The 18,043-nt window shown below is 72.0% G+C and carries 15 protein-coding genes and 1 riboswitch; of the genes, 8 read left to right on the forward strand and 7 right to left on the reverse strand.

Annotated elements, in window-relative coordinates:
* Positions 1-19 precede the first annotated feature (19 nt).
* The gene (locus ACLQ23_RS08915) at positions 20-943 is read right to left on the reverse strand and encodes a DUF72 domain-containing protein (protein WP_082377231.1); all 924 of its coding nucleotides are present in this window, start codon (positions 941-943) and stop codon (positions 20-22) included.
* Positions 944-1,077: 134 nt separating this feature from the next.
* On the opposite strand from ACLQ23_RS08915, the gene ACLQ23_RS08920 reads away from it, so the two are divergent.
* Together ACLQ23_RS08920 and ACLQ23_RS08925 are read left to right on the forward strand one after the other, a co-directional pair.
* Positions 1,078-1,578, forward strand: a complete 501-nt coding sequence (locus tag ACLQ23_RS08920) for a DinB family protein (protein ID WP_053652744.1) — start codon at positions 1,078-1,080, stop codon at positions 1,576-1,578.
* Between the two features lie 57 nt (positions 1,579-1,635).
* The gene (locus ACLQ23_RS08925) at positions 1,636-1,857 is read left to right on the forward strand and encodes a hypothetical protein (RefSeq protein WP_425880522.1); all 222 of its coding nucleotides are present in this window, start codon (positions 1,636-1,638) and stop codon (positions 1,855-1,857) included.
* A 91-nt stretch (positions 1,858-1,948) separates the two neighbouring features.
* Here the strand turns inward: ACLQ23_RS08925 and ACLQ23_RS08930 are convergent, their stop codons facing one another.
* Together ACLQ23_RS08930 and ACLQ23_RS08935 are read right to left on the reverse strand one after the other, a co-directional pair.
* Positions 1,949-4,012 (reverse strand): amylo-alpha-1,6-glucosidase, encoded by a 2,064-nt coding sequence (locus ACLQ23_RS08930; protein WP_355595451.1) that lies wholly within the window; start codon positions 4,010-4,012, stop codon positions 1,949-1,951.
* Positions 4,009-4,398: an SCP2 sterol-binding domain-containing protein gene (locus ACLQ23_RS08935; protein ID WP_306272193.1), complete on the reverse strand. Its 390-nt coding sequence runs from the start codon at positions 4,396-4,398 to the stop codon at positions 4,009-4,011. Before ACLQ23_RS08935 ends, ACLQ23_RS08930 begins: the two co-directional genes overlap by 4 nt.
* Before the next feature lie 167 nt (positions 4,399-4,565).
* Between ACLQ23_RS08935 and ACLQ23_RS08940 the strand changes: the two genes are divergently transcribed.
* Positions 4,566-5,612 (forward strand): NAD(P)-dependent alcohol dehydrogenase, encoded by a 1,047-nt coding sequence (locus ACLQ23_RS08940; protein ID WP_306272194.1) that lies wholly within the window; start codon positions 4,566-4,568, stop codon positions 5,610-5,612.
* 15 nt (positions 5,613-5,627) lie between these two features.
* Here ACLQ23_RS08940 and ACLQ23_RS08945 read toward each other — a convergent pair whose 3' ends face one another.
* Positions 5,628-6,137 carry a mycothiol transferase gene (locus tag ACLQ23_RS08945; protein ID WP_425880523.1) on the reverse strand — a complete coding sequence of 170 codons (510 nt, stop codon included), beginning with the start codon at positions 6,135-6,137 and terminating at the stop codon, positions 5,628-5,630.
* Positions 6,138-6,434: 297 nt separating this feature from the next.
* Here ACLQ23_RS08945 and ACLQ23_RS08950 point away from each other — a divergent pair, with 297 nt between their 5' ends.
* Complete coding sequence (locus tag ACLQ23_RS08950) at positions 6,435-6,626, forward strand: hypothetical protein (protein ID WP_157552249.1); 192 nt, start codon at positions 6,435-6,437, stop codon at positions 6,624-6,626.
* Between the two features lie 15 nt (positions 6,627-6,641).
* On the opposite strand, the gene corA is transcribed toward ACLQ23_RS08950, so the two are convergent.
* Positions 6,642-7,763: a magnesium/cobalt transporter CorA gene (gene corA / locus ACLQ23_RS08955; protein WP_053652751.1), complete on the reverse strand. Its 1,122-nt coding sequence runs from the start codon at positions 7,761-7,763 to the stop codon at positions 6,642-6,644.
* 194 nt (positions 7,764-7,957) lie between these two features.
* Here corA and ACLQ23_RS08960 point away from each other — a divergent pair, with 194 nt between their 5' ends.
* The 4 genes from ACLQ23_RS08960 (at position 7,958) to ACLQ23_RS08975 (ending at position 12,807) form a co-directional block, all read left to right on the forward strand.
* Positions 7,958-9,907 carry an amino acid transporter gene (locus tag ACLQ23_RS08960; RefSeq protein ID WP_425880524.1) on the forward strand — a complete coding sequence of 650 codons (1,950 nt, stop codon included), beginning with the start codon at positions 7,958-7,960 and terminating at the stop codon, positions 9,905-9,907.
* 72 nt (positions 9,908-9,979) lie between these two features.
* Positions 9,980-10,091: riboswitch (SAM riboswitch) on the forward strand.
* A gap of 281 nt (positions 10,092-10,372) precedes the next feature.
* Positions 10,373-11,245 carry an ABC transporter substrate-binding protein gene (locus ACLQ23_RS08965; protein WP_355595462.1) on the forward strand — a complete coding sequence of 291 codons (873 nt, stop codon included), beginning with the start codon at positions 10,373-10,375 and terminating at the stop codon, positions 11,243-11,245.
* A 45-nt stretch (positions 11,246-11,290) separates the two neighbouring features.
* Complete coding sequence (locus ACLQ23_RS08970; RefSeq protein ID WP_355595464.1) at positions 11,291-12,067, forward strand: amino acid ABC transporter permease; 777 nt, start codon at positions 11,291-11,293, stop codon at positions 12,065-12,067.
* Between the two features lie 2 nt (positions 12,068-12,069).
* A complete protein-coding gene (locus ACLQ23_RS08975; protein ID WP_355595528.1) occupies positions 12,070-12,807 on the forward strand; it encodes an amino acid ABC transporter ATP-binding protein in 738 nt (245 codons plus the stop codon).
* Between the two features lie 9 nt (positions 12,808-12,816).
* On the opposite strand, the gene ACLQ23_RS08980 is transcribed toward ACLQ23_RS08975, so the two are convergent.
* Both ACLQ23_RS08980 and ACLQ23_RS08985 read right to left on the reverse strand, forming a co-directional pair.
* Positions 12,817-14,394 (reverse strand): Na+/H+ antiporter, encoded by a 1,578-nt coding sequence (locus ACLQ23_RS08980; RefSeq protein WP_355595466.1) that lies wholly within the window; start codon positions 14,392-14,394, stop codon positions 12,817-12,819.
* Between the two features lie 166 nt (positions 14,395-14,560).
* On the reverse strand, positions 14,561-17,944 hold the full coding sequence (locus ACLQ23_RS08985; RefSeq protein WP_425880525.1) for a BTAD domain-containing putative transcriptional regulator: 3,384 nt from the start codon (positions 17,942-17,944) through the stop codon (positions 14,561-14,563).
* Positions 17,945-18,043: the final 99 nt, after the last annotated feature.

The following is an 18,043-nucleotide window of genomic DNA, read 5'->3' on the forward strand; positions in this document are numbered from 1 at the left end:
CCCGCTGGCGACCCGCCCGTCAGGTGCCGGAGACCGCGGTGGCGGTCCGCCGCTCGGCCTCGTCGCCGAGCAGGGTCTCGGTGAGCAGCTGCGCCATCCGTGTCGCGTCGCGCTGTGCCTGACCGGCGCAGCAGTTGTTGAACAGCACGTGCAGCTCGTCGGCCGGGTCGGCCAGCTCGGCCAACCGGTCGGCCCACCGCTGTAGCTCCTCCTCGGCGTACGCGTAGCGGAACTTCTCCTGCTTGTCGCCGTCCCGCCAGGCGTCGCTGTGCCCGTGGAACCGGACGATCGCCGGCTCCGCCGTGCGGGTGAGGATGGGCGGCACCGACGACGGGTGCCCCTGCGGCATGTCGACGCAGACCAACGACAGGTCGTGCGCGCGCAGCAGGTCCAGAGTGTCGGCTGCGGCCGGACCGTCGAACCAGGACCCGTGTCGCAGCTCCACCCCTACCCGCCACGGCCGGCAGCGCTGCGCCAGCTCGACGATCCGACGCTCCGCGGCGACGCCCCGCGCCAGCCACGGCGGGAACTGCAACAGCACCGCCCCCAGCTTGCCGGCGCCCGCGATCGGGTCCAGGGCTGCCCGGAACCGGGCCCACAACTCGTCGTACGTCGACTCCGGCAGGTCACGCCAGCGGACCCGGCTCGGGCCGGCGTCCGGACGGAGGTCGCGGGGCAGCGTGGCGACCGGGGTGGGATGGCCGGTGAAGAGGCTGAACGCTTTGACGTCGAATGTGAAGTCGTCAGGTGTCGCGTCCACCCAGCCCTGCGTCACCTCGGGCACGGGGATCGCGTAGTAGGACGTGTCCACCTCGACCAGTGGGAACCGGCCGGCGTAGAAGGCCAGTCGGCGCGCCGGTGTGTTTGCCGAGCGCGGGTACCACCCGGAGCGCAGCAGCGACTGGTCGGCCCAGGAGGACGTACCCACCCTAATGACACCCATGTCATTCAGTGGACCGCTCTCCGGGCGAATCGGCAACCGGTGAGGGCTCACGCGCGGCGGTCCCGAGGGGCCGAGAAATGTCGGGCCCCGGTCCTACGCTGCGGCGGAGCGCACATCGACGGAGGGTTGCCGCCATGACCACCACTGACCTCACCCGCGAACGGGCCGACCTGCTCCAGTCGCTGCGCCGGCACCGGGGCTTTCTGTTGCAGACAGTCGACGGGCTCACCGACGAGCAGGCGGCGACGCGCACCACAGTCAGCGAGCTGTGCCTCGGCGGCCTCGTCAAACACGTGGCGGCCATGGAGGAACGCTGGATGCGCTTCGCCGTCGGTGGCGCGGAGGAGATGCAGCGTGAGCCCGTCGACTGGGTCGGTCAGTTCCAGATGGCGCCCGACGAGACGCTCGCCGGGCTGGTCGAGCGGTTCCACACGGTGTCCAGCCGGACGGACGACCTGATCGGCACCCTCGACCTGGACGCGGCTCACCCGCTTCCCGAGGCGCCATGGTTCGAGCCGGGTGCGGCGTGGACGGTCCGCCGGGTGCTGCTGCACCTGATCGCCGAGACGTCCCAGCACGCCGGGCACGCCGACATCCTGCGCGAGGCGATCGACGGCGCCAAGACGATGGGCTGAGCCCTGAGGCGGGCCTGATGTGACGTCGTGCCCGGACGCGGCGCTGAGGGTCACGAGATGACCTCAGAAGCGTTGGACCGGGTGACCAGCGAGCGGCTGCTCGATGGTCGTCTCGTCGACTCGCCGGCCAACCCACTGCCTGTGGCACGGCTGCTGACGGCGGCGCGTGCCGCGCCGCGCCCCGGCGAGCTGACCGGCGAGGGTCGTGCCGTGCTCGCCTTCCGCCGCGCCCGGGCCGCACCGCCCGTCACGCAGCCGCCGTCGGCGGCCGGCGCGTAGTCGGCACCAACGGCCGGCGCGTAGCCGTCTCCTGGCGCCCTGCTCAGCGGACGCGGGTTCTCCGGTTGATCATCACGCGGACGGTGGGCGGTCAGTTGACGCGGGGCCGGCCCAGCCGGCGGTCCCCGGCGTACGCGTCGAGCAGGCCCCACCGGCCGGGGATGCCCAGCAGCTCTATCCGGCCGAAGCCAGCGGGGAGGGCCGGGTTCACAAGCAGGTTCTCGCCTGTGGGTCGCAGGCCCAGCAGGGTGCCCAGCAGCATCAGCAGCGCACCCGACGACCACGACTGGGGCCGACCGGCCACGGGCAGTTGGACGGGATACTTCGTGAGGCTGCGCTCGTAGCCGGCGATCACCTCCGGCACCGCCCCGCGGAGTGTCTGCGCCATGTCGAAGATGCCCGCCGCGATCCGGGCCGCGTGCGCGTCGAAGCGGTAGTGCCGCAACCCGGCGGCGATCAGCGCGTTGTCCGACGGCCACACCGATCCCAGGTGCGAGCCCACCGGGTTGTACGGCCGCTGGTCGGTGGCGAAGGTACGCACCCCCCAGCCGCTGAACAGCTGCGGCCCGACGAGATGCTCGGCGACTGCCTCGGCCCGGTCGTCCGGGACGATCCCGCTCCACAGCAGGTGCCCGATGTTCGACGACAGGGCGTCGACCGGCTCGCCGTGCGGGTCGAGGGCCAGCGCGTAGTACTCCCGGTGCGGCAGCCAGAAGTCCCTGTTGAACCGTTCCTTCAGCGCCGCCGCCTCCTGTTCCAGCCGGTCGGCGTACTCGGGATCTCCCCAGCACTCGCGTGCCAGTCGCGCGCCCCGCCGTTTGGCGTCGTACGCGTAGCCCTGCGCCTCGCAGGTGGCCCGGGGAAAGGCGGGCTCCCGCCCGTACGCGTCGACGATGGCGTCGGCGGAGTCCTTCCAGGACTGGTTGACGGTGCCGTGCCGCTCGTTTCGGCGCTGGTAGCGCAGGTAGCCGTCGCCGGTCAGGTCGCCGTACTCGTCGATCCAGTCCAGAGCCATCCGGGCCGGGTGGCGCAGTTCGTGGACCAGGTCGGTGTCGCCGGACCAGCGTTCGTACTCGTCGAGCAGGACGACGAACAGCGGGGTGGTGTCCACCGCGCCGTAGTAGCCGGCGGTCGGCCGCTCGCCGAACGCCGCCGATTCGCCGTAGCGCGCCTCGACCAGGATCTTGCCCGGCTCCTCCTCGTGGACGTCGTCGAGCCGGCTTCCCTGCAGCAACGCCAACATCCGCAGCGTCGCCGGGGTCAGCTCGGGGGTGAACGCCATTGTCTGCAGGCAGGTGATGATGCTGTCCCGCCCGCACAGGGCCATGGCCCACGGCAGGCCACCGACAGGCACCTGCTCGCTGTATGCGAGCGGCGTGTACCGCAGCGCGCTCAGGTCGGCGAGGCTGCCCTGGTACATCCGCTCCAGGCTTTTCCGCTCGGCCACCAGTTGCGGTGCCCGATCCAGCCAGGTGGACAGGTCGTCGTGCATCCCGCTGCCGATGTCGTGCTGGTGGGACTCCAGGCTGGCGCGCACGTCCCGGCCGCCCTCGCCGCGCATTGTCGTGGCGACGTGCAGGGTGGTCTCCCACGTCCCTTCGGGCGCGACGCGGATCCGGAAGGTGAGCCCCTGCTCGTCGATGTCGGCCGAGGCGCTGCTGCTCACTGTGGTCTCGCGGACGAACCGGTCCCGCTGGTAGCGCAACATGAGCCGCTGGTTCCCGGAGTCAGCGGTGATCTGGACGTGGCGCTGCCGGACGCCTGCGTCCTCGGGGATGTCGGCGATGTCGGCGAAGTCGGTGCCCACCTCCATCCGCACTGTGAACTCGGCGGGCTCGGAGGAGTGGTTGAGCACGGTGATCCGCTCGTGCAGGCGGTCGTGGATCGAGCGGTGCCGGATGAGCGAGACGTCGGCGTCGATGTAGTGACTCGCCACGCCGGGCACCAGGAAGAACCGGGTCTCGTAGTGCGCGACGTCGTCGCGGGAGAGGGCGTTGAGGCGTTCCCCGTCGACGCTGAGCACCCAGTGGGACAGGAAGCGGGTGTCGAACGAGAAGAGACCGACCGGTGCCTGCGGATCGACCTCCATGTCGCCCTGGGCGTCGCTGATGGCGAACACGTTGCCGGCGATGACGTTCACCCGCTCCTGTTTCATTGCCGCCCCTCCCGTCGCGCCAGAGCGGCCCGGCCCAGCTCGCGGGGGTGCCGTGCGCCGGCCGGGCCGGGGAAGACTCGCCGCAGCAGCATCAGCAGCGCCATGTTGCCCCGCACTGTCAGCTCGTTGCGCAGCAACGCCACGGCGAGGTGCATCCGGCCGTTGGCCAGCTTGTCGAAGACGTCCCGGGAGGCCCCGACCACCAGGTCGGCGTCGTCGGACGACCGGGTCACCTGGATGTGCTGGTCGGCGATCGTCAGGTACCAGTGGTCGGTGCAGCCGTCACAGCGCAGGTCCAACCGCACCGTCCCGGAGGTCGTCTCCGGCAGGTCAGGACGCCGGCCGACGTCCAGGTGTTGCAGGAACTGCGTCGCGGTCGTGCCCATCACGTCCCCTCTCCCGGCATTTCCACAGGGTCGCCCGCGTCGGGATGAGCCCGGCTCACCCGAACGGGGTGATGCGGGCAGGACAGCGCGGCGACCAGGCCGAGGGCTGTTTGCCGCCTCCCGGAGCGGGCAGGCACCGGCAAGCCAGACCTATGGGAGGTATCGGAATGCGTGCGCTGCGGCTACGGCAGTGGAAGTCGGAACCGGAACTGATGGAGGTGCCCGAACCGACGCCCGGAACGGGTGAGGTGGTGGTGCGCATCGGCGCTGCTGGCGCCTGCCACTCCGACCTGCACCTCATGGACGAATTCGAGCCCGGTTCGGTGCCGTGGAACCCACCGTTCACCCTGGGCCACGAGAACGCGGGGTGGGTGCATGCCGTCGGCGACGGCGTGACCGGACTGACGATCGGTCAACCCGTGGCGGTGTACGGGCCGTGGGGCTGCGGCACCTGCGCCCGCTGCCGCGTCGGCGTCGACCCGTACTGCGAGAACCCTGCCGGCGCTCCGGTCCCCGGTGGCGGTGGCGGGCTCGGCCTGGACGGCGGCATGGCCGAGTACGAGCTGGTGCCGGACGCGCGGCACATCGTGCCCCTGCCCGACGGCCTGGATCCGGTGGAGGCGGCGCCGCTCACCGACGCCGGTCTCACCCCGTACCACGCCATCCGGCGCTCGTGGCCGAAGCTGCCACCGGGCAGCACCGCAGTCGTCATCGGTGTCGGTGGGCTGGGCCACGTCGGCGTGCAGATCCTCAAGGCCACCACGGCCGCCCGGGTGATCGCCGTGGACACCCGTGCGGAGGCTCTGCGGCTGGCGCAGGAGTGCGGCGCCGACCAGACCGTCACCTCCGGCCCGACCGCCGCCGAGGAGATCCGCGCGGCCACCGGGGGACGGGGCGCGGACGTGGTGCTCGATTTCGTGGGCGCGGACGCCACACTGGCGCTCGGCGTGGCGGTGGCCCGCACCGTTGGCGACCTGACGATCGTGGGCATCGGCGGGGGGACCCTGCCGGTGTCGTTCTTCTCGGTGCCCTACGAGGTGAGCATCGCGACCACCTACTGGGGCAGCCGGCCCGAGCTGATCGAAGTGCTCGAACTGGGCGCGCAGGGGCTGATCCGGCCGAAGACCACCACGTTCGCGCTCGACGACGCCCTGGACGCGTACCGCCAGATGCGCGAGGGGACGCTTGAGGGTCGTGCGGTGATCGTGCCGTGAGTCGGCGGACGCCGGTCAGCCGGCGTCGAACAGGCCGCGGACGTAGTGGGCCTGGCCGGCGTGCTGCTGGTCGTCCTCGGCGATGCTGACCAGCCGCACGCCGAGGGTGACCGGCGGGTCCCATGCCTCGTCGACCACCCGGTCCAGGTCCGCCGGTCGCAATCCGGCCAGGAACGATCCGGTACGCGCCGAGACGGCCGCGTAGTAGTCGACGAGGGCCTGCGCGCTCTCCGGGCGTACGCCCGCGACCTGTTCCGGCGTGTGGCCGTAGCCGGTGTCGTCCGGGTCGGCGGGCAGGCCGAATCGCTGCGCCCAGTCGCCGCTGACCCAGATCTGCTCGGCGTCGAGCAGTTGGGCGACGTGATGGTCCTGGACCCGCGTCAGGTGCCAGACCAGCCAGCCGATCGAGTTGGCGCCCGGTGCGGGCGTCCAGCGCAGCTGCTCCGGGGTGAGCCCGTCGACGGCCGAGCGGACAAGGTCGGGCAGCCGGTCGTAGGTTTCGGTCAGAAGGTCACTCACGTCCACAGGTCACGTCTCCTTGTCGATTGCGGGTCAGGTACCGCCGACACTCAACGGCCAAACCTCGGTCGCCAGGTTGATCATGGTCCTGTCCGCGGCATGGGTGACCAGCGACTAGGTGCGTAATGTCCGGTTTGGCAGGCGACAGTCGGGAAACCGAAAACAGGCGGTGCGGATGTGGCCGGCCGTGGGATGGTTCGACGTGGATGCCGTACCGGTGTCGACCCGCCGGGATGCGGGTGGCCCGGCCGGTGGCGCGGGAGCACACCGCTTCGCCGAGGGCGGCTTCGACGAGGAGAGGCAGTGCCCATGCAGGCTCAGCGCAGGCCACCGCGCAACCAGCGGAGCCAGACCCGGGACGACCGGACCGGCGGCGGCATGACCGGGGCGGCCACGCCACTGACCATCTGGGCCGCCGCCGTGCTGCTCGGCCGGATCGGCGCCGGTGACGACGACATCGAGGACGAGCGGCACATCCTGCGCGGCATCGAGTGACCTTTCGGCGGCCCCTCACAGCCAGCCGCGCCGCTTGAAGATCAGGTAGAGGGTGCCGCAGACCAGCAGCATGAGCAGCAGCGCGAACAGGTAACCGAAGCGCCAGTGCAGCTCGGGCATGTGGACGAAGTTCATGCCGTACACGGTGCCGATAAGCGTGGGCGCGAACAGGATCGCCGCCCATGAGGACACCTTCTTCAGCTCCTCGTTCTGGGCGTAACTGGCGGCGGTGAGGCTGCGCATCTCCTCGTTCTGCTGCTGCGAGACGAGGGTGGCGTTGACGGTGAGGATGCTCTGGAGCAGGTGCCGGAAACCGTCCACCCGCTCCACCACCTGGGTGAGGTGGTCGGTGACGTCCCGCAGGTAGCGGCTCAGTTCCTCGTCGGCGCCGTCACCGCCGGCCAGCGCGCCGAGCATTGCCAGCAGCGGTCGGGCCGCCCGCTGGAACTCGATTACCTCCCGGCTGAGCCCGTAGATGCGCCGGCTGGCGTTCGGGTCACCGCCGAAGACCTGCGTCTCGATCTCGTCGATGTCGTTCTCCAGCCCCGCCACCACCGGCGCGTACCCGTCGACGACCTGGTCGAGGACCGCGTACAGGACCGCCTCGGGCCCCTGGGCGAGCATCGGCGCGTCGGCCTCCATCCGTCGCCGCACAGCGGCCAGGTCGGGGGCCTCACCGTGCCGGACGGTCACTACGAAGTCCGGCCCGATGAACAGGTGCAGCTCGGAGAACTCGACCTCTTCCCGCATGTCGTCGTAGCGGGCGGCGCGCAGCACCACGAACAGGGTGTCGCCGTACTGCTCCAGCTTGGGCCGCTGGTGGGCGTTGATCGCGTCCTCGACCGCCAGGTCGTGCAGGCGGAACTCCCGGGCCAGCGAGGTGATCTGGTCGATGTCGGGCCGGTACAACCCGATCCAGGCCATCGCGTCGGTCTGCTCCTGGAGGCAGCGGTACGTGTCGGCGAGACCGTTCGGTGAGGCGAACCGGTGCCCCTGGACGTAGACGGCGCTGTCGACAAGACCGCCGGAGGGCTCCGTGGTCGGCTCCCCCATGGGTGGCACGCCGACGCGGGTCTCGTACTCGTCGAGTTGGCGGCCGAAACCACCGCCCGGGCGAAACCGACGGCCGCCGACCATGACGCGCTCCCTTTTCCGGTGCCGCCCGTCCGGCGGCCTCCCCACCGGGACGCGCTGCTTTCCCCGGGCCCTGCGGCCCGAAACCCTCCGGCGTGCCGCCCGCCGGACGCCCGGCGACCAACGGTTTCGGCGGACGGGCGGCGGTGCGCCGACGGATACTCGCGGTGACCATGGGCGGGACGGGGGTAGCGCCGATGGAGGTCGACAGGCGCGCCGGCCGGCGGACGGACCGGGTGCGACGCTGGCTGCTCGCCGACGCGTCGGAGCGGCCCGTGCCGCAGGGTCTGCACGCCCGCCCACCGGCGCAACGGAACCACCCGTGGTGGAAGGTGATGTGCCTGACCGGCGTCGATTACTTCTCGACGCTCGGCTACCAGCCGGGCATCGCGGCGCTTGCCGCCGGGGCGCTCTCGCCGGTGGCGACCCTTGTGCTGGTGCTCGTGACGGTGCTGGGCGCGCTGCCGGTCTACCGGCGGGTGGCGGTGGACAGCCCGCACGGTGAGGGTTCCATCGCGATGCTGGTACGCCTGCTGAGCTACTGGCCGGGCAAGCTGTTCGTGCTGGTGCTGCTCGGTTTCGCGGCCACCGACTTCATCATCACCATCACCCTGTCCGCCGCCGACGCCACGGCGCACCTCGACGAGAACCCGTTCTGGCCCAGTGGCCTCAAGGGTCACGAGGTGCTGCTCACGCTGCTGCTCGTGGCGCTGCTCGGCGCGGTGTTCCTCAAGGGCTTCGGTGAGGCCGTCGGGATCGCCGTCGTCCTGGTCGCTGTCTACCTGACGTTGAACGCCGTGGTGATCGTTGACGCGCTGTGGCGGGTGGTGACCCATCCGAGTGCGGTCGGGGACTGGACCACGGCCCTGACCACCGGGCACGGCGACCCGCTGATGGTCGTCGCGCTGTCCCTGCTGGTGTTTCCGAAGCTGGCGCTGGGCCTCTCTGGCTTCGAGACCGGCGTGGCGGTGATGCCGCACATCCGGGGGGACCGGCGGGACTCGGAGGACCGTCCGCTGGGCCGGATCCGGGGCGCGCGTCGCCTGCTCACCACCGCCGCCGCCACAATGAGCGTCTTCCTGATCACCAGCAGCGTGACCACCACAGTGCTGATTCCGCCCGAGGCGTTCCAGCCGGGTGGTCCGGCGAACGGGCGGGCCCTGGCCTATCTGGCGCACGAGAATCTCGGCCAGGTCTTCGGCACGGCGTACGACCTGTCGACGATCGGGATCCTCTGGTTCGCGGGCGCCTCGGCGATGGCCGGCCTGCTCAACCTGGTGCCCCGCTATCTGCCCCGGTACGGCATGGCGCCGGCCTGGGCGCGGGCGGTCCGGCCGTTGGTGCTGGTGTTCACCGGCGTCGCGTTCCTCATCACGATCATCTTCAGGGCCAGCGTCGACGCGCAGGGCGGCGCGTACGCCACAGGGGTTCTGGTCCTGATCACCTCGGCGTCGACGGCGGTGACCCTCGCGGCACGGCGGCGCGGGCAGCGCGGGCGCATGATCGCGTTCGGAGTCATCGCCGTCGTGTTCGTCTACACAACGGCGGCGAACGTGGTGCAACGCCCCGACGGCGTCAAGATCGCCGCCTGCTTCATCGGTGCGATGATCCTGGTGTCGGCGCTTTCGCGGGTGCTGCGGGCCTTCGAGTTGCGTGTCGACCGGGTCGAGTTGGACCCGCTCGCGACGGCGTTCGTCGCCGAGCGTGCCGGGCGTCGGATCCGCCTCATCGCCCACGAGCCGGGGCGGCGCGACCTGGCGGAGTACCGCGACAAGCTGGCGCAGACCATGGCCGACAACGACTTCCCCGACGACAGCGATGTCGTCTTCGTCGAGGTCCACGTCACCGATCCGTCGGACTTCGAGACCGGGCTGCTGGTGCGCGGCAGCGTGGCGCACGACCGCTTCCCGGTGCTCAGCCTGGCCAGTTCGTCGGTGCCCAATGCGCTGGCCGCCCTGCTGCTGGAGATCCGCGACCGCAGCAGGCGACGTCCCCACATCTACTTCGAGTGGACCGAGGGCGGTCCGGCCCGCAACGTCCTGCGCTACCTGGCGTTCGGGCAGGGCGAGATCGCGTCGGTGACCAGGGAGATCCTGCGCCGCCAGGAGCCCGACCCGACGCGCCGGCCGCACGTGCATGCCGGCTGACCAGGCAACGGACGGTGAGCGTGGTCATATCGGCTGGACGGCGGGCCGGGGTCTGCTGCTAGCCTCGGCGCAGGTCATGAGTGCCAGCGCGAAGCCCCGGCTTGCTGGCCGGCAACCCTCCTCCGCGGTGGGGTGCCCCGGGTGAAGACCAGGCACCGGCAGGACGCCGGTGCAAGCGTGGCCTGGCACCCAGGTCAGCACAGACCCGGGAGACCTTTATGCGCATCCTCAACACCGATCCACAAGCCGACGGCGCGGACTTCCGCGCAGGTCGGGTCACGCCGGTACTGATCCGGCGGCGGCACGTGGACATGATGCGGGTGTGCAGCGCCGCCTGTCGCGGCCGCGCAGCGCACTAGCGCACTTCCCCTTTCCAGGAACCACCCAAGCGGTACGCCCTCATCGGGCGCACCGTGGGCGGCGCACGTCCACGCCCGCCCCAGACGCGACCTTTCGGAGACACTCGTGCGATTCCTTCCTGCTCTGACCCGTGCCGCCGCTGTCGGTGCCGCCGCGATCCTCGCCGCGACCGCGCTCACCGCCTGCGGCTCCGACGACGCTTCGTCCGAGGCCACCGGCAACCCGTACAACCTGGCGCAGCCCGGCGTGCTGCGGGCCGGCACGCTCTCCGACGCGCCGCCGAACGTGTTCCTCAAGGACGGCAAGTTCACTGGCTTCGACAACGACCTGCTCACGGCGGTCGCCGACAAGCTCGGCCTGAAGGTCGAGTTCGTCGGCACCGACTTCTCCGCGTTACTGTCCCAGGTCAACAACCGCAAGTTCGACGTCGGCAGTTCCTCGATCACGATCACCGAGGCGCGGAAGAAGACAGTCGACTTCGGCAACGGCTACGACTTCGGCTACTTCGGCCTGGACGTTCCGGCCGGCTCGCCGATCACCGGCTTCGACCAGCTCGCCGGCAAGCGGGTCGTCGTGGTGCAGGGCACCGTCCAGGACGACTACGCCACCGGGCAGAAGCTCGACCCGGTCCGCGTGCCGGACTACAACAGCGCGATCAACCAGCTCAAGGCGGGCACCGCCGACGCGTGGATCGCCCCGGCCGAGATCGGCGACAAGCTGGCCGCCGACAGCAACGGCAAGATCACCGTGGCGGCCAAGCAGCTCAGCCCCACCCCGACCGCGTACGCGGTGGCAAAGGGCAACGACAAGCTGCGCGAGGCGCTGAACAAGGGCCTCGACGAGGTCATCGCGGACGGCACGTGGAGCCGGTTGCAGGCGCAGTACTACCCGGGCCGGCCGGTTCCGGAGGACTTCAAGCCGGGCAGCGGCACGGTGGCAGTGCCGTCGGCGGCTGCGTCCGCGTCCGCCGCGTCCTGACGGCGTACCAGTGACGAGCGAGCAGGGCGGTAGGAGAGGCGACCGATGGATCCGTTGAGCACCCTCTGGGAGACCTTCTTCGACTGGAGGTCGATGCGCGAGGCACTGCCCGACATGCTTACCGTCGGGCTGCCCAACACCCTGATCCTGGCGGTCTCCGCCGCCCTGCTCGGCTCGGTGCTGGGCCTGCTGCTCGCCGTCGCCGGCATCTCCCGCAGCCGATGGCTGCGCTGGCCGGCGCGCGTCTACACCGACATCTTCCGGGGGTTGCCTGCGGCGGCCACGATCCTGCTGATCGGCGTCGGGCTCGCCCCGCTCGGCATGGAGGTCTGGGGGCCCGACCCGTACCCGCTGGGCATTCTGGCGCTGTCGCTCATCGCGTCGGCGTACATCGGTGAGATCTTCCGCTCGGGCATCCAGTCGGTGGAGGCCGCCCAGTTGGAGGGCGCCCGCGCGCTCGGCTTCTCCTGGGCCGACTCGATGCGGCTGGTGATCATTCCGCAGGGCATCCGGCGGGTGCTGCCCGCCTGGGTCAACCAGCTCATCGCGCTGATCAAGGATTCCAGCCTGGTCTACTTCCTCGGGCTGGTGGCCAGCCAGCGCGAGCTGTTCCGGATCGGGCAGGACTACGCGGCAAACACCGGCAACCAGTCCGCGCTGCTGCTGGCCGGGCTCTTCTACCTGGCGTTGACAGTCCCGCTGACGCACATCGTCAACTGGATCGACCGGCGGCTGCGCCTCGGCCGGCCGGCCACCGCGCCACCGGACGACGACGAGGACGAGCCGGCGCTTGCCGGCATCCCGGAAGGAGACCGCCGATGAGCATCGCGACGACCACCTCGGTCAGCCTCGACGCGCGGGACGTACACCTCGCCTTCGGGCCCAACCGGGTGCTGCGCGGCGTCGACCTGACAGTGCCGCGCGGTGCGACGGCCTGCGTGATCGGGCCTTCCGGGTCGGGCAAGTCCACTCTGCTGCGTACCCTCAACCGGCTCATCGAGCCCGACCGCGGCGACGTGCTGCTGGACGGGCGCAGCGTGTTGGGCGACGACCCGGACGCGCTGCGGCAGCGGGTGGGCATGGTCTTCCAGCAGTTCAACCTCTTTCCGCACATGAGCGTGCTGCGCAACATCACCCTGGCACTGCGCCGGCTGCGCAAGCTCAGCGAGGACGAGGCGGTAGCTGTCGCCCGCGCCCAATTGGAGCTGGTCGGGTTGGCAGGCAAGGCCGACGCCCGGCCGACGCAACTCTCCGGCGGCCAGCAGCAGCGCGTCGCGATCGCCCGGGCGCTGGCCCTGCGACCCGAGGTGATGCTCTTCGACGAGGCCACCTCGGCGCTCGACCCCGAACTGGTGAAGGGCGTGCTCGGGGTGATGGCCGACCTCTCCTCCGGCGGGATGACGATGGTGGTGGTCACCCATGAGATGGGCTTCGCCCGGCAGGTAGCCGACACCGTCGCCTTCATGGACCGGGGCGTGGTGCTGGAGGCCGGCCCTCCGGAGAGGATCTTCGAGGGGGCCGAGCACCCACGGCTGCGCCGCTTCCTCGATCAGGTGCTCTGAGCCGCGACATCAGTCCTCGGGGCCGCGCCCCAGCAACCGGATCTCCTCGTTGTCGAGCGCGGCCTGCAACTCCAGCAGCACGAGGTCGTCGATCTCCCGCCTGTCGCGCAGGCGGGTGACCTCGCGCCGTTTGTGGGCGAGAATTCCGAGGCGCAGTTGACGTTCCAGGTCACGTTCCTCGGCGGTGTCCCCGCCGCCCTCGTTCACGTCCGCCAGGTGCCGCTGGTACTCGGCCTGCAACCGGCGAACCGCGTCCTCCCCGGCACCGATGTCCGCGGCGACCTGGGGTAACGCGGCCAGGCCGGCCTCGGTGGCGCGTAGCCGCGCCTGCCGCACCTCCTCGTCGCGCCCGGGGTCGCCGCCCAGCCCCGCCCAGCGCACCACAAGCGGCAGTGTGGTGCCCTGCACCAGCATGATCAACACGATGACCAACGCGGTGACGAAGATGATCAGGTCGCGTTCGACCACCGGACGGCCGGCGACCGTCATCGTCGGGACGGCAAGCGCCGCGGCCAGCGAGACGGCGCCCCGGAACCCGGCCCAGCCGGCGACGGTGCCGACCCGCCATCGGGACGCCCCGCCGTTGCTGTCGGTCGGTGCCCGGCGGCGCAACAGCATCGCCGACTCGCTCGTCAGGTAGACGAACAGCAGCCGCGTGGCGATCACGACCGAGGTGACCACCACCACGATCATCAGGGCCCGTTGCGGCGAGGTGCTGGTGATGCCCCGGACGGCCCGGGGGATCTGGGTGCCGAGCAGGACGAACAGGCCGCCGTTGATGAGGAACGTGGACAGGTCCCAGAACGCGTAGGCAAGCACGCGGGAACGGGCGCGGATCACCCGTGGACCGGCGTAGGCGAGGACCAGGCCGGCGACGACCACCGCGAGCACACCGCTTGCGTGCACCGAATCGGCCAGCAGGAACGCGCCGAACGGCGTCAGCACGCTCAACGCGCCCTCGCGCAGCGGATCGTCGAGCCGTTTGCGAATCAGCACCACGAAGCCACCCACCAGCAGCCCGGCGAGCACACCACCGGCGCTGGCGCCGACGAACTCCTCGCTGATGCCCAGCACACCCGGCTCCGCGGCGCCGGTGAGCAGACCCACGGCCACCGCGAAGATCACCAAGGCGGTGCCGTCGTTGATCAGGCTCTCCGCGTGCAGGGTGGTGAGGAGCTTGCGGGGCAGCCGTTTCGCCAGACCGGTGACCGCGGCGGCGTCGGTCGGCGCGAGAACCGCGCCGAGCACCCACGCGGGGGCGGGGTGCACCCCGAACGCCTGCGCGGTAAGCGACACCGTGACCATGGTGAGCAGCACGAGCACCACGGCGAGCAGCCCGATCACCGGCAGGTTGGCCCGGATCTCGCGCAGGCTGATGGTGAGGCTCTCCCGGTAGAGGATCGCCGGCAGGAAGATCAGCAGCACCAGGTCCGGTTCCAGGGTCAGCTCGGACAACGGCGGTGTCAGCCCGAGCAGGACGCCGAACGCGATGAGCAGGACCGGCGGCGCGACGCGGTACCGGCCACCGAGGGTGGTGCCGAGCAGGACTGTCACGCCCAGCACCACGATCAGGACGAGCGCCTCCACGCGTACCTCCCTCGATCCGTGGCGACGACGGCACGCGCCGGTGCCTCCATCTGACCGCACGCCGCCGGACAGTTCCACGAGAACCGGCAAGTCGACCGGCCCCCGGAACGCGGCAGCACCCCTTGTCGGTCGACGACGACGCGCACGCCGCGGCGGCGGTGACGACTCAGGCGCGGGCGCGGGCGGTGATCGCTCGGGCGGTACGGAGGTGGTCGGCCGCTTCCTCGGGGCGGCCCAGTGCCGCGGCCAGCCCGGCGAGGTGACCCGCTACCGGGCCGGCGGTGAGGACCCCGCTGCCGGCGGCCAGTTCAGTGGCGGCCGGGCGGAGCGCTGCGGCGACGTACTCCATCGTGGATCGGTCCTCCACCGCGAGCGCCGCCTGGGCGATGAGGCAGAGCCGGGTCTCCCGCAGCAGGTCGTGCGGGCCGTCCGGGAGGGTCCGCAGCGCGGTGCGGGCAGCGTCCCGGTCGCCGGCGGCGGCGAGCAGCAGCGGTCGGACCCACGGTTCGTGCGGCCCCCAGTCCAGGCTGGCCCAGTCCTCGACGTCCAGGCCCGCAACCGGTCCCCCGGCGTCGACCTGTCGATCGGCGCGCGCCGGCAGGTCGGCGCTGGCGGCGGCGTCCAGGTGCAGGCCGAGCAGCGCGAGCGGGAGCAGCCCACGGGTCAGGCCCGGCATGTCGTCGGCGGGCAGCCGGTCGGCAGCCGCCCGGTACGCCTGGGCCGCGGTGGCCCGGTCGCCGTCCAGGGCGAGGCGCAACGCGGCGTACCAGCCGGTGAAGACGCCGACCAGCGGCAGCTCGTACCGCTGGGCGAGGCGGTCGGCGGCGCGGGCGTGCGCGTCGGACCCGGCGCGGTCGGCGCGCGCGCAGCACGCCTGGACCAGGATGAGATGGCCCAGCACCTCGAAGGTCACCAGTTGGTGCCGGGCGGCGACGTCGATGAGCTGCTCTCCGATCCGCGCCCGCTCGGTGGCCAACCCGACCCTGTCGAAGGCGTGCATGAAGCGCGCGTTGAGCGCGAAGGCCAGCAGCCCGGCGTCCCCGGCGGTCCGGGCGATCGTCTCGGCCTCGGTGGCGGCCCGGCGACCACTGTCACCGGTGCTGCCGCGCAGCTCCAACGCGAGCGTGCTCAGCAGCCGGCTGCGCTGCGCCGAGCCGGTCGATCCCAGACCGGCCAGGGCGTGTTCCGCGGCGCGGACGATGCGCCCGGAGAGCAGGTCGTCGTCGTTGCGGGTCCAGATGGCGGGCACGTCGAAGCCGGCCAGCACCGCCGCCGTCAGCCGGGGGTCACCGACGGTTTCCGCGTCGGCGATCGCCCCGGCCCGGTACCGCCGCGCCTCGGCCAGCCGGCCCGTCACCGCCAGCGCCCGCCCGAGGCCGAGCACCGCGCTCAGCCGCTCGCGCCGCTCGGTCCCACCGGCCCTGTCGTACGCCTCGATGACCTGCGCCCACAGCCGGGCCGCCTCGTGCGGGTTGCCGGCCCGCTCGGCCACCTCGGCGGCGGTACGCGCGTAGCCGGCAGCCCGCCGGGCGGCGTCCGGTCCCCCGGCGTGCAGCAGGTGGTGCGCGAGCGCGGCCGGGTCGACCGGCTGACGCCGTTGCAGCGCGTCAGCCGCCGCGGCGTGCCAGGCGGCGCGGCGGGGAGCTGACAGGTCGGCGTAGAGGGTGTCGCGGACCAGGATGTGGGTGAACCGTAGCTGCCCGTCGGACTCCCCCTCGGTCAGGAAACCGGCCTGCAACGCGCGGTCCAGGGCGTCCAGCACCGCCTCCGGGTCGTCAGTGAGCGCACCGAGGACCTCCGGGTCGAGGTCGCGGCCGAGCACTGCCGCCTGCCGCAGCACGGTACGGGTCGGTTCGGGCAGCTGCCCGACGCGGTGCCGGATGACGTCGCGCACTCCCGGTGGCACTGCCGCCAGCGCGACAGCGCCCTCACCCACGTACAACTGGGCCAGCTCGCGTACGAAGAACGGGTTGCCGCCGCTGCGATGGTGGATAAGCCGGACCGTCGGCGGGTCCAGCTCCACCCCGGCGACGGCACGGGCCAGTTCGCCGGTCGCCTCGTCGGACAGGCCGGCCAGGTACTCCCGTACCGGTTCCAGGCTGGCGGAGCGGGCCAGCGCGGCGGTCAGCTCGGGGTTGATCTCGGTGGCCCGGTAGGTGCCGAGAATCAGCACCGGTCCGGTCGCCGGCTGCGGGCCGGTGAGCAGCCCGGTCAGCAGGTCGAGCGTGTCCCCGTCGGCGCGGTGCAGGTCGTCAAGGACCACCAGCAGCGGACCCCGGTCGGCGACGCCCGAGAGCAGCGATGCCACCGCGCGGTGCCTGCGGAACCGGGCCACCGCCGGATCGCCTGCGCCCTCGGACCCACCTCCGGCAGGCTCGGCCAGCGCTGTCGGTCCGGTGAGCGCGTCGGTGATCTGGGTCCACGGCCAGGCTGCCGGGGCGCCCTCGTACTCCGGGCTGCGACCCCACGCCGTCGCCCAGCCCTCGGCGGTGAGCCGGCGGGTCAACGCCTCGGCCAGTGCGGTCTTGCCGGCGCCCGGATCGCCGCTGAGCAGGGCGAGCGCGGGCCGGCCGGAGCGGGCGACGGCCTCGGCGGCGTGCCGCAGCCGCTGAAGTTCCGCGTCCCGACCAACGAACGGCCGTTGCGGCGGCGAGCCGACCCGACCGGATGTCGAGCCGACTCGACCTGGTTGCGGCGTCGAGTCGACCCGACCGGATGGCTGCGGCGACCCGACTCGCCTGGCTGGCGGCGGCGCGGTGCTGGTGAGGTGGGGCGCCTGGGCCAGGATGTCGGCTTCCAGCTGCCGCAGCTCGGGTCCCGGGTCCAGGCCCAGCTCGGCCACCAGGACGTCGCGCGCCTGGCGCAGCGCGGCCAACGCCTCGCCCTGTCGGCCGGAGCGGTACCGGGCGACAGCGAGCAGCCGCCAGGCGTCCTCCCGCAGCGGATGGTGGGCGAGGTGGGCGGGCAGGTCGGCGGCTGCCTCGTCCGGCCGACCCAGCGCCAGCAGCGCCTCGGCGCGTCGCTCGACGGCGAGCATCCGCAGCTCGTCCAGCCGGTTGATCTCCGCGGCCGCCCAGATCTCACCCGCGCAGTCGGCGTACGCGGGCCCGCGCCACAACCCCAGGGCCGCGTCCACGGCGTCCAGGGCCGGTGCGGGCAGTCCTGCCGTGAGCAGCCGTCCCGCCTCGCCGACCGCAGCCTCGAACCGCCAGGCGTCCACCGCGTCCGGGGCGGCCCGCAGCACGTACCCGGTGGGTTCGGTGACCAGGAGCCGGGGTGGCTGCCGGGGCGGCCGGTCCGGCTCCAGCGCCCGCCGCAGGTCGGCGACGAAGGTGCGGATGGCACCCACCGCGCCGTCGGGAGGGCTCTCCCACAGGTCGTCGACGAGGCGTTCCACAGGCACGACCCGGCCCCTGGCGATCAGCAGCCGGGCCAGCACGGTGCGCTGCCGGGGCCCCTTGAGCGCGACCGGGCCACCTTCCGTCGTGGCTGTCACCGGCCCGAGCACGCCGAAGGTCACCGCCTCGGGTGCGGCCTGCTGCCTGGTCACAGGACCAATCTAGGCGGGCGTCCCGGGCCACCTCGGCCGGCCGGTACTGATCCGTCGCTGACCGGTCGCTGATGCCCACCGGCCAGGCTCGATCAGGTA

The organism is Micromonospora sp. DT41, from assembly GCF_049841715.1.
GTDB lineage: Bacteria > Actinomycetota > Actinomycetes > Mycobacteriales > Micromonosporaceae > Micromonospora > Micromonospora profundi.

Bases quoted from the DNA above. Each gene is read 5' to 3' on its own strand.
- corA (WP_053652751.1), bottom strand. From the start codon at position 7,763: ATGGTCGGCGGCCGTCGGTTTCGCCCGGGCGGTGGTTTCGGCCGCCAA.
- ACLQ23_RS08920 (WP_053652744.1), top strand. From the start codon at position 1,078: ATGACCACCACTGACCTCACCCGCGAACGGGCCGACCTGCTCCAGTCG.
- ACLQ23_RS08970 (WP_355595464.1), top strand. From the start codon at position 11,291: ATGGATCCGTTGAGCACCCTCTGGGAGACCTTCTTCGACTGGAGGTCG.
- ACLQ23_RS08930 (WP_355595451.1), bottom strand. From the start codon at position 4,012: ATGAAACAGGAGCGGGTGAACGTCATCGCCGGCAACGTGTTCGCCATC.
- ACLQ23_RS08915 (WP_082377231.1), bottom strand. From the start codon at position 943: ATGGGTGTCATTAGGGTGGGTACGTCCTCCTGGGCCGACCAGTCGCTG.
- ACLQ23_RS08935 (WP_306272193.1), bottom strand. From the start codon at position 4,398: ATGGGCACGACCGCGACGCAGTTCCTGCAACACCTGGACGTCGGCCGG.
- ACLQ23_RS08940 (WP_306272194.1), top strand. From the start codon at position 4,566: ATGCGTGCGCTGCGGCTACGGCAGTGGAAGTCGGAACCGGAACTGATG.
- ACLQ23_RS08960 (WP_425880524.1), top strand. From the start codon at position 7,958: ATGGAGGTCGACAGGCGCGCCGGCCGGCGGACGGACCGGGTGCGACGC.
- ACLQ23_RS08925 (WP_425880522.1), top strand. From the start codon at position 1,636: ATGACCTCAGAAGCGTTGGACCGGGTGACCAGCGAGCGGCTGCTCGAT.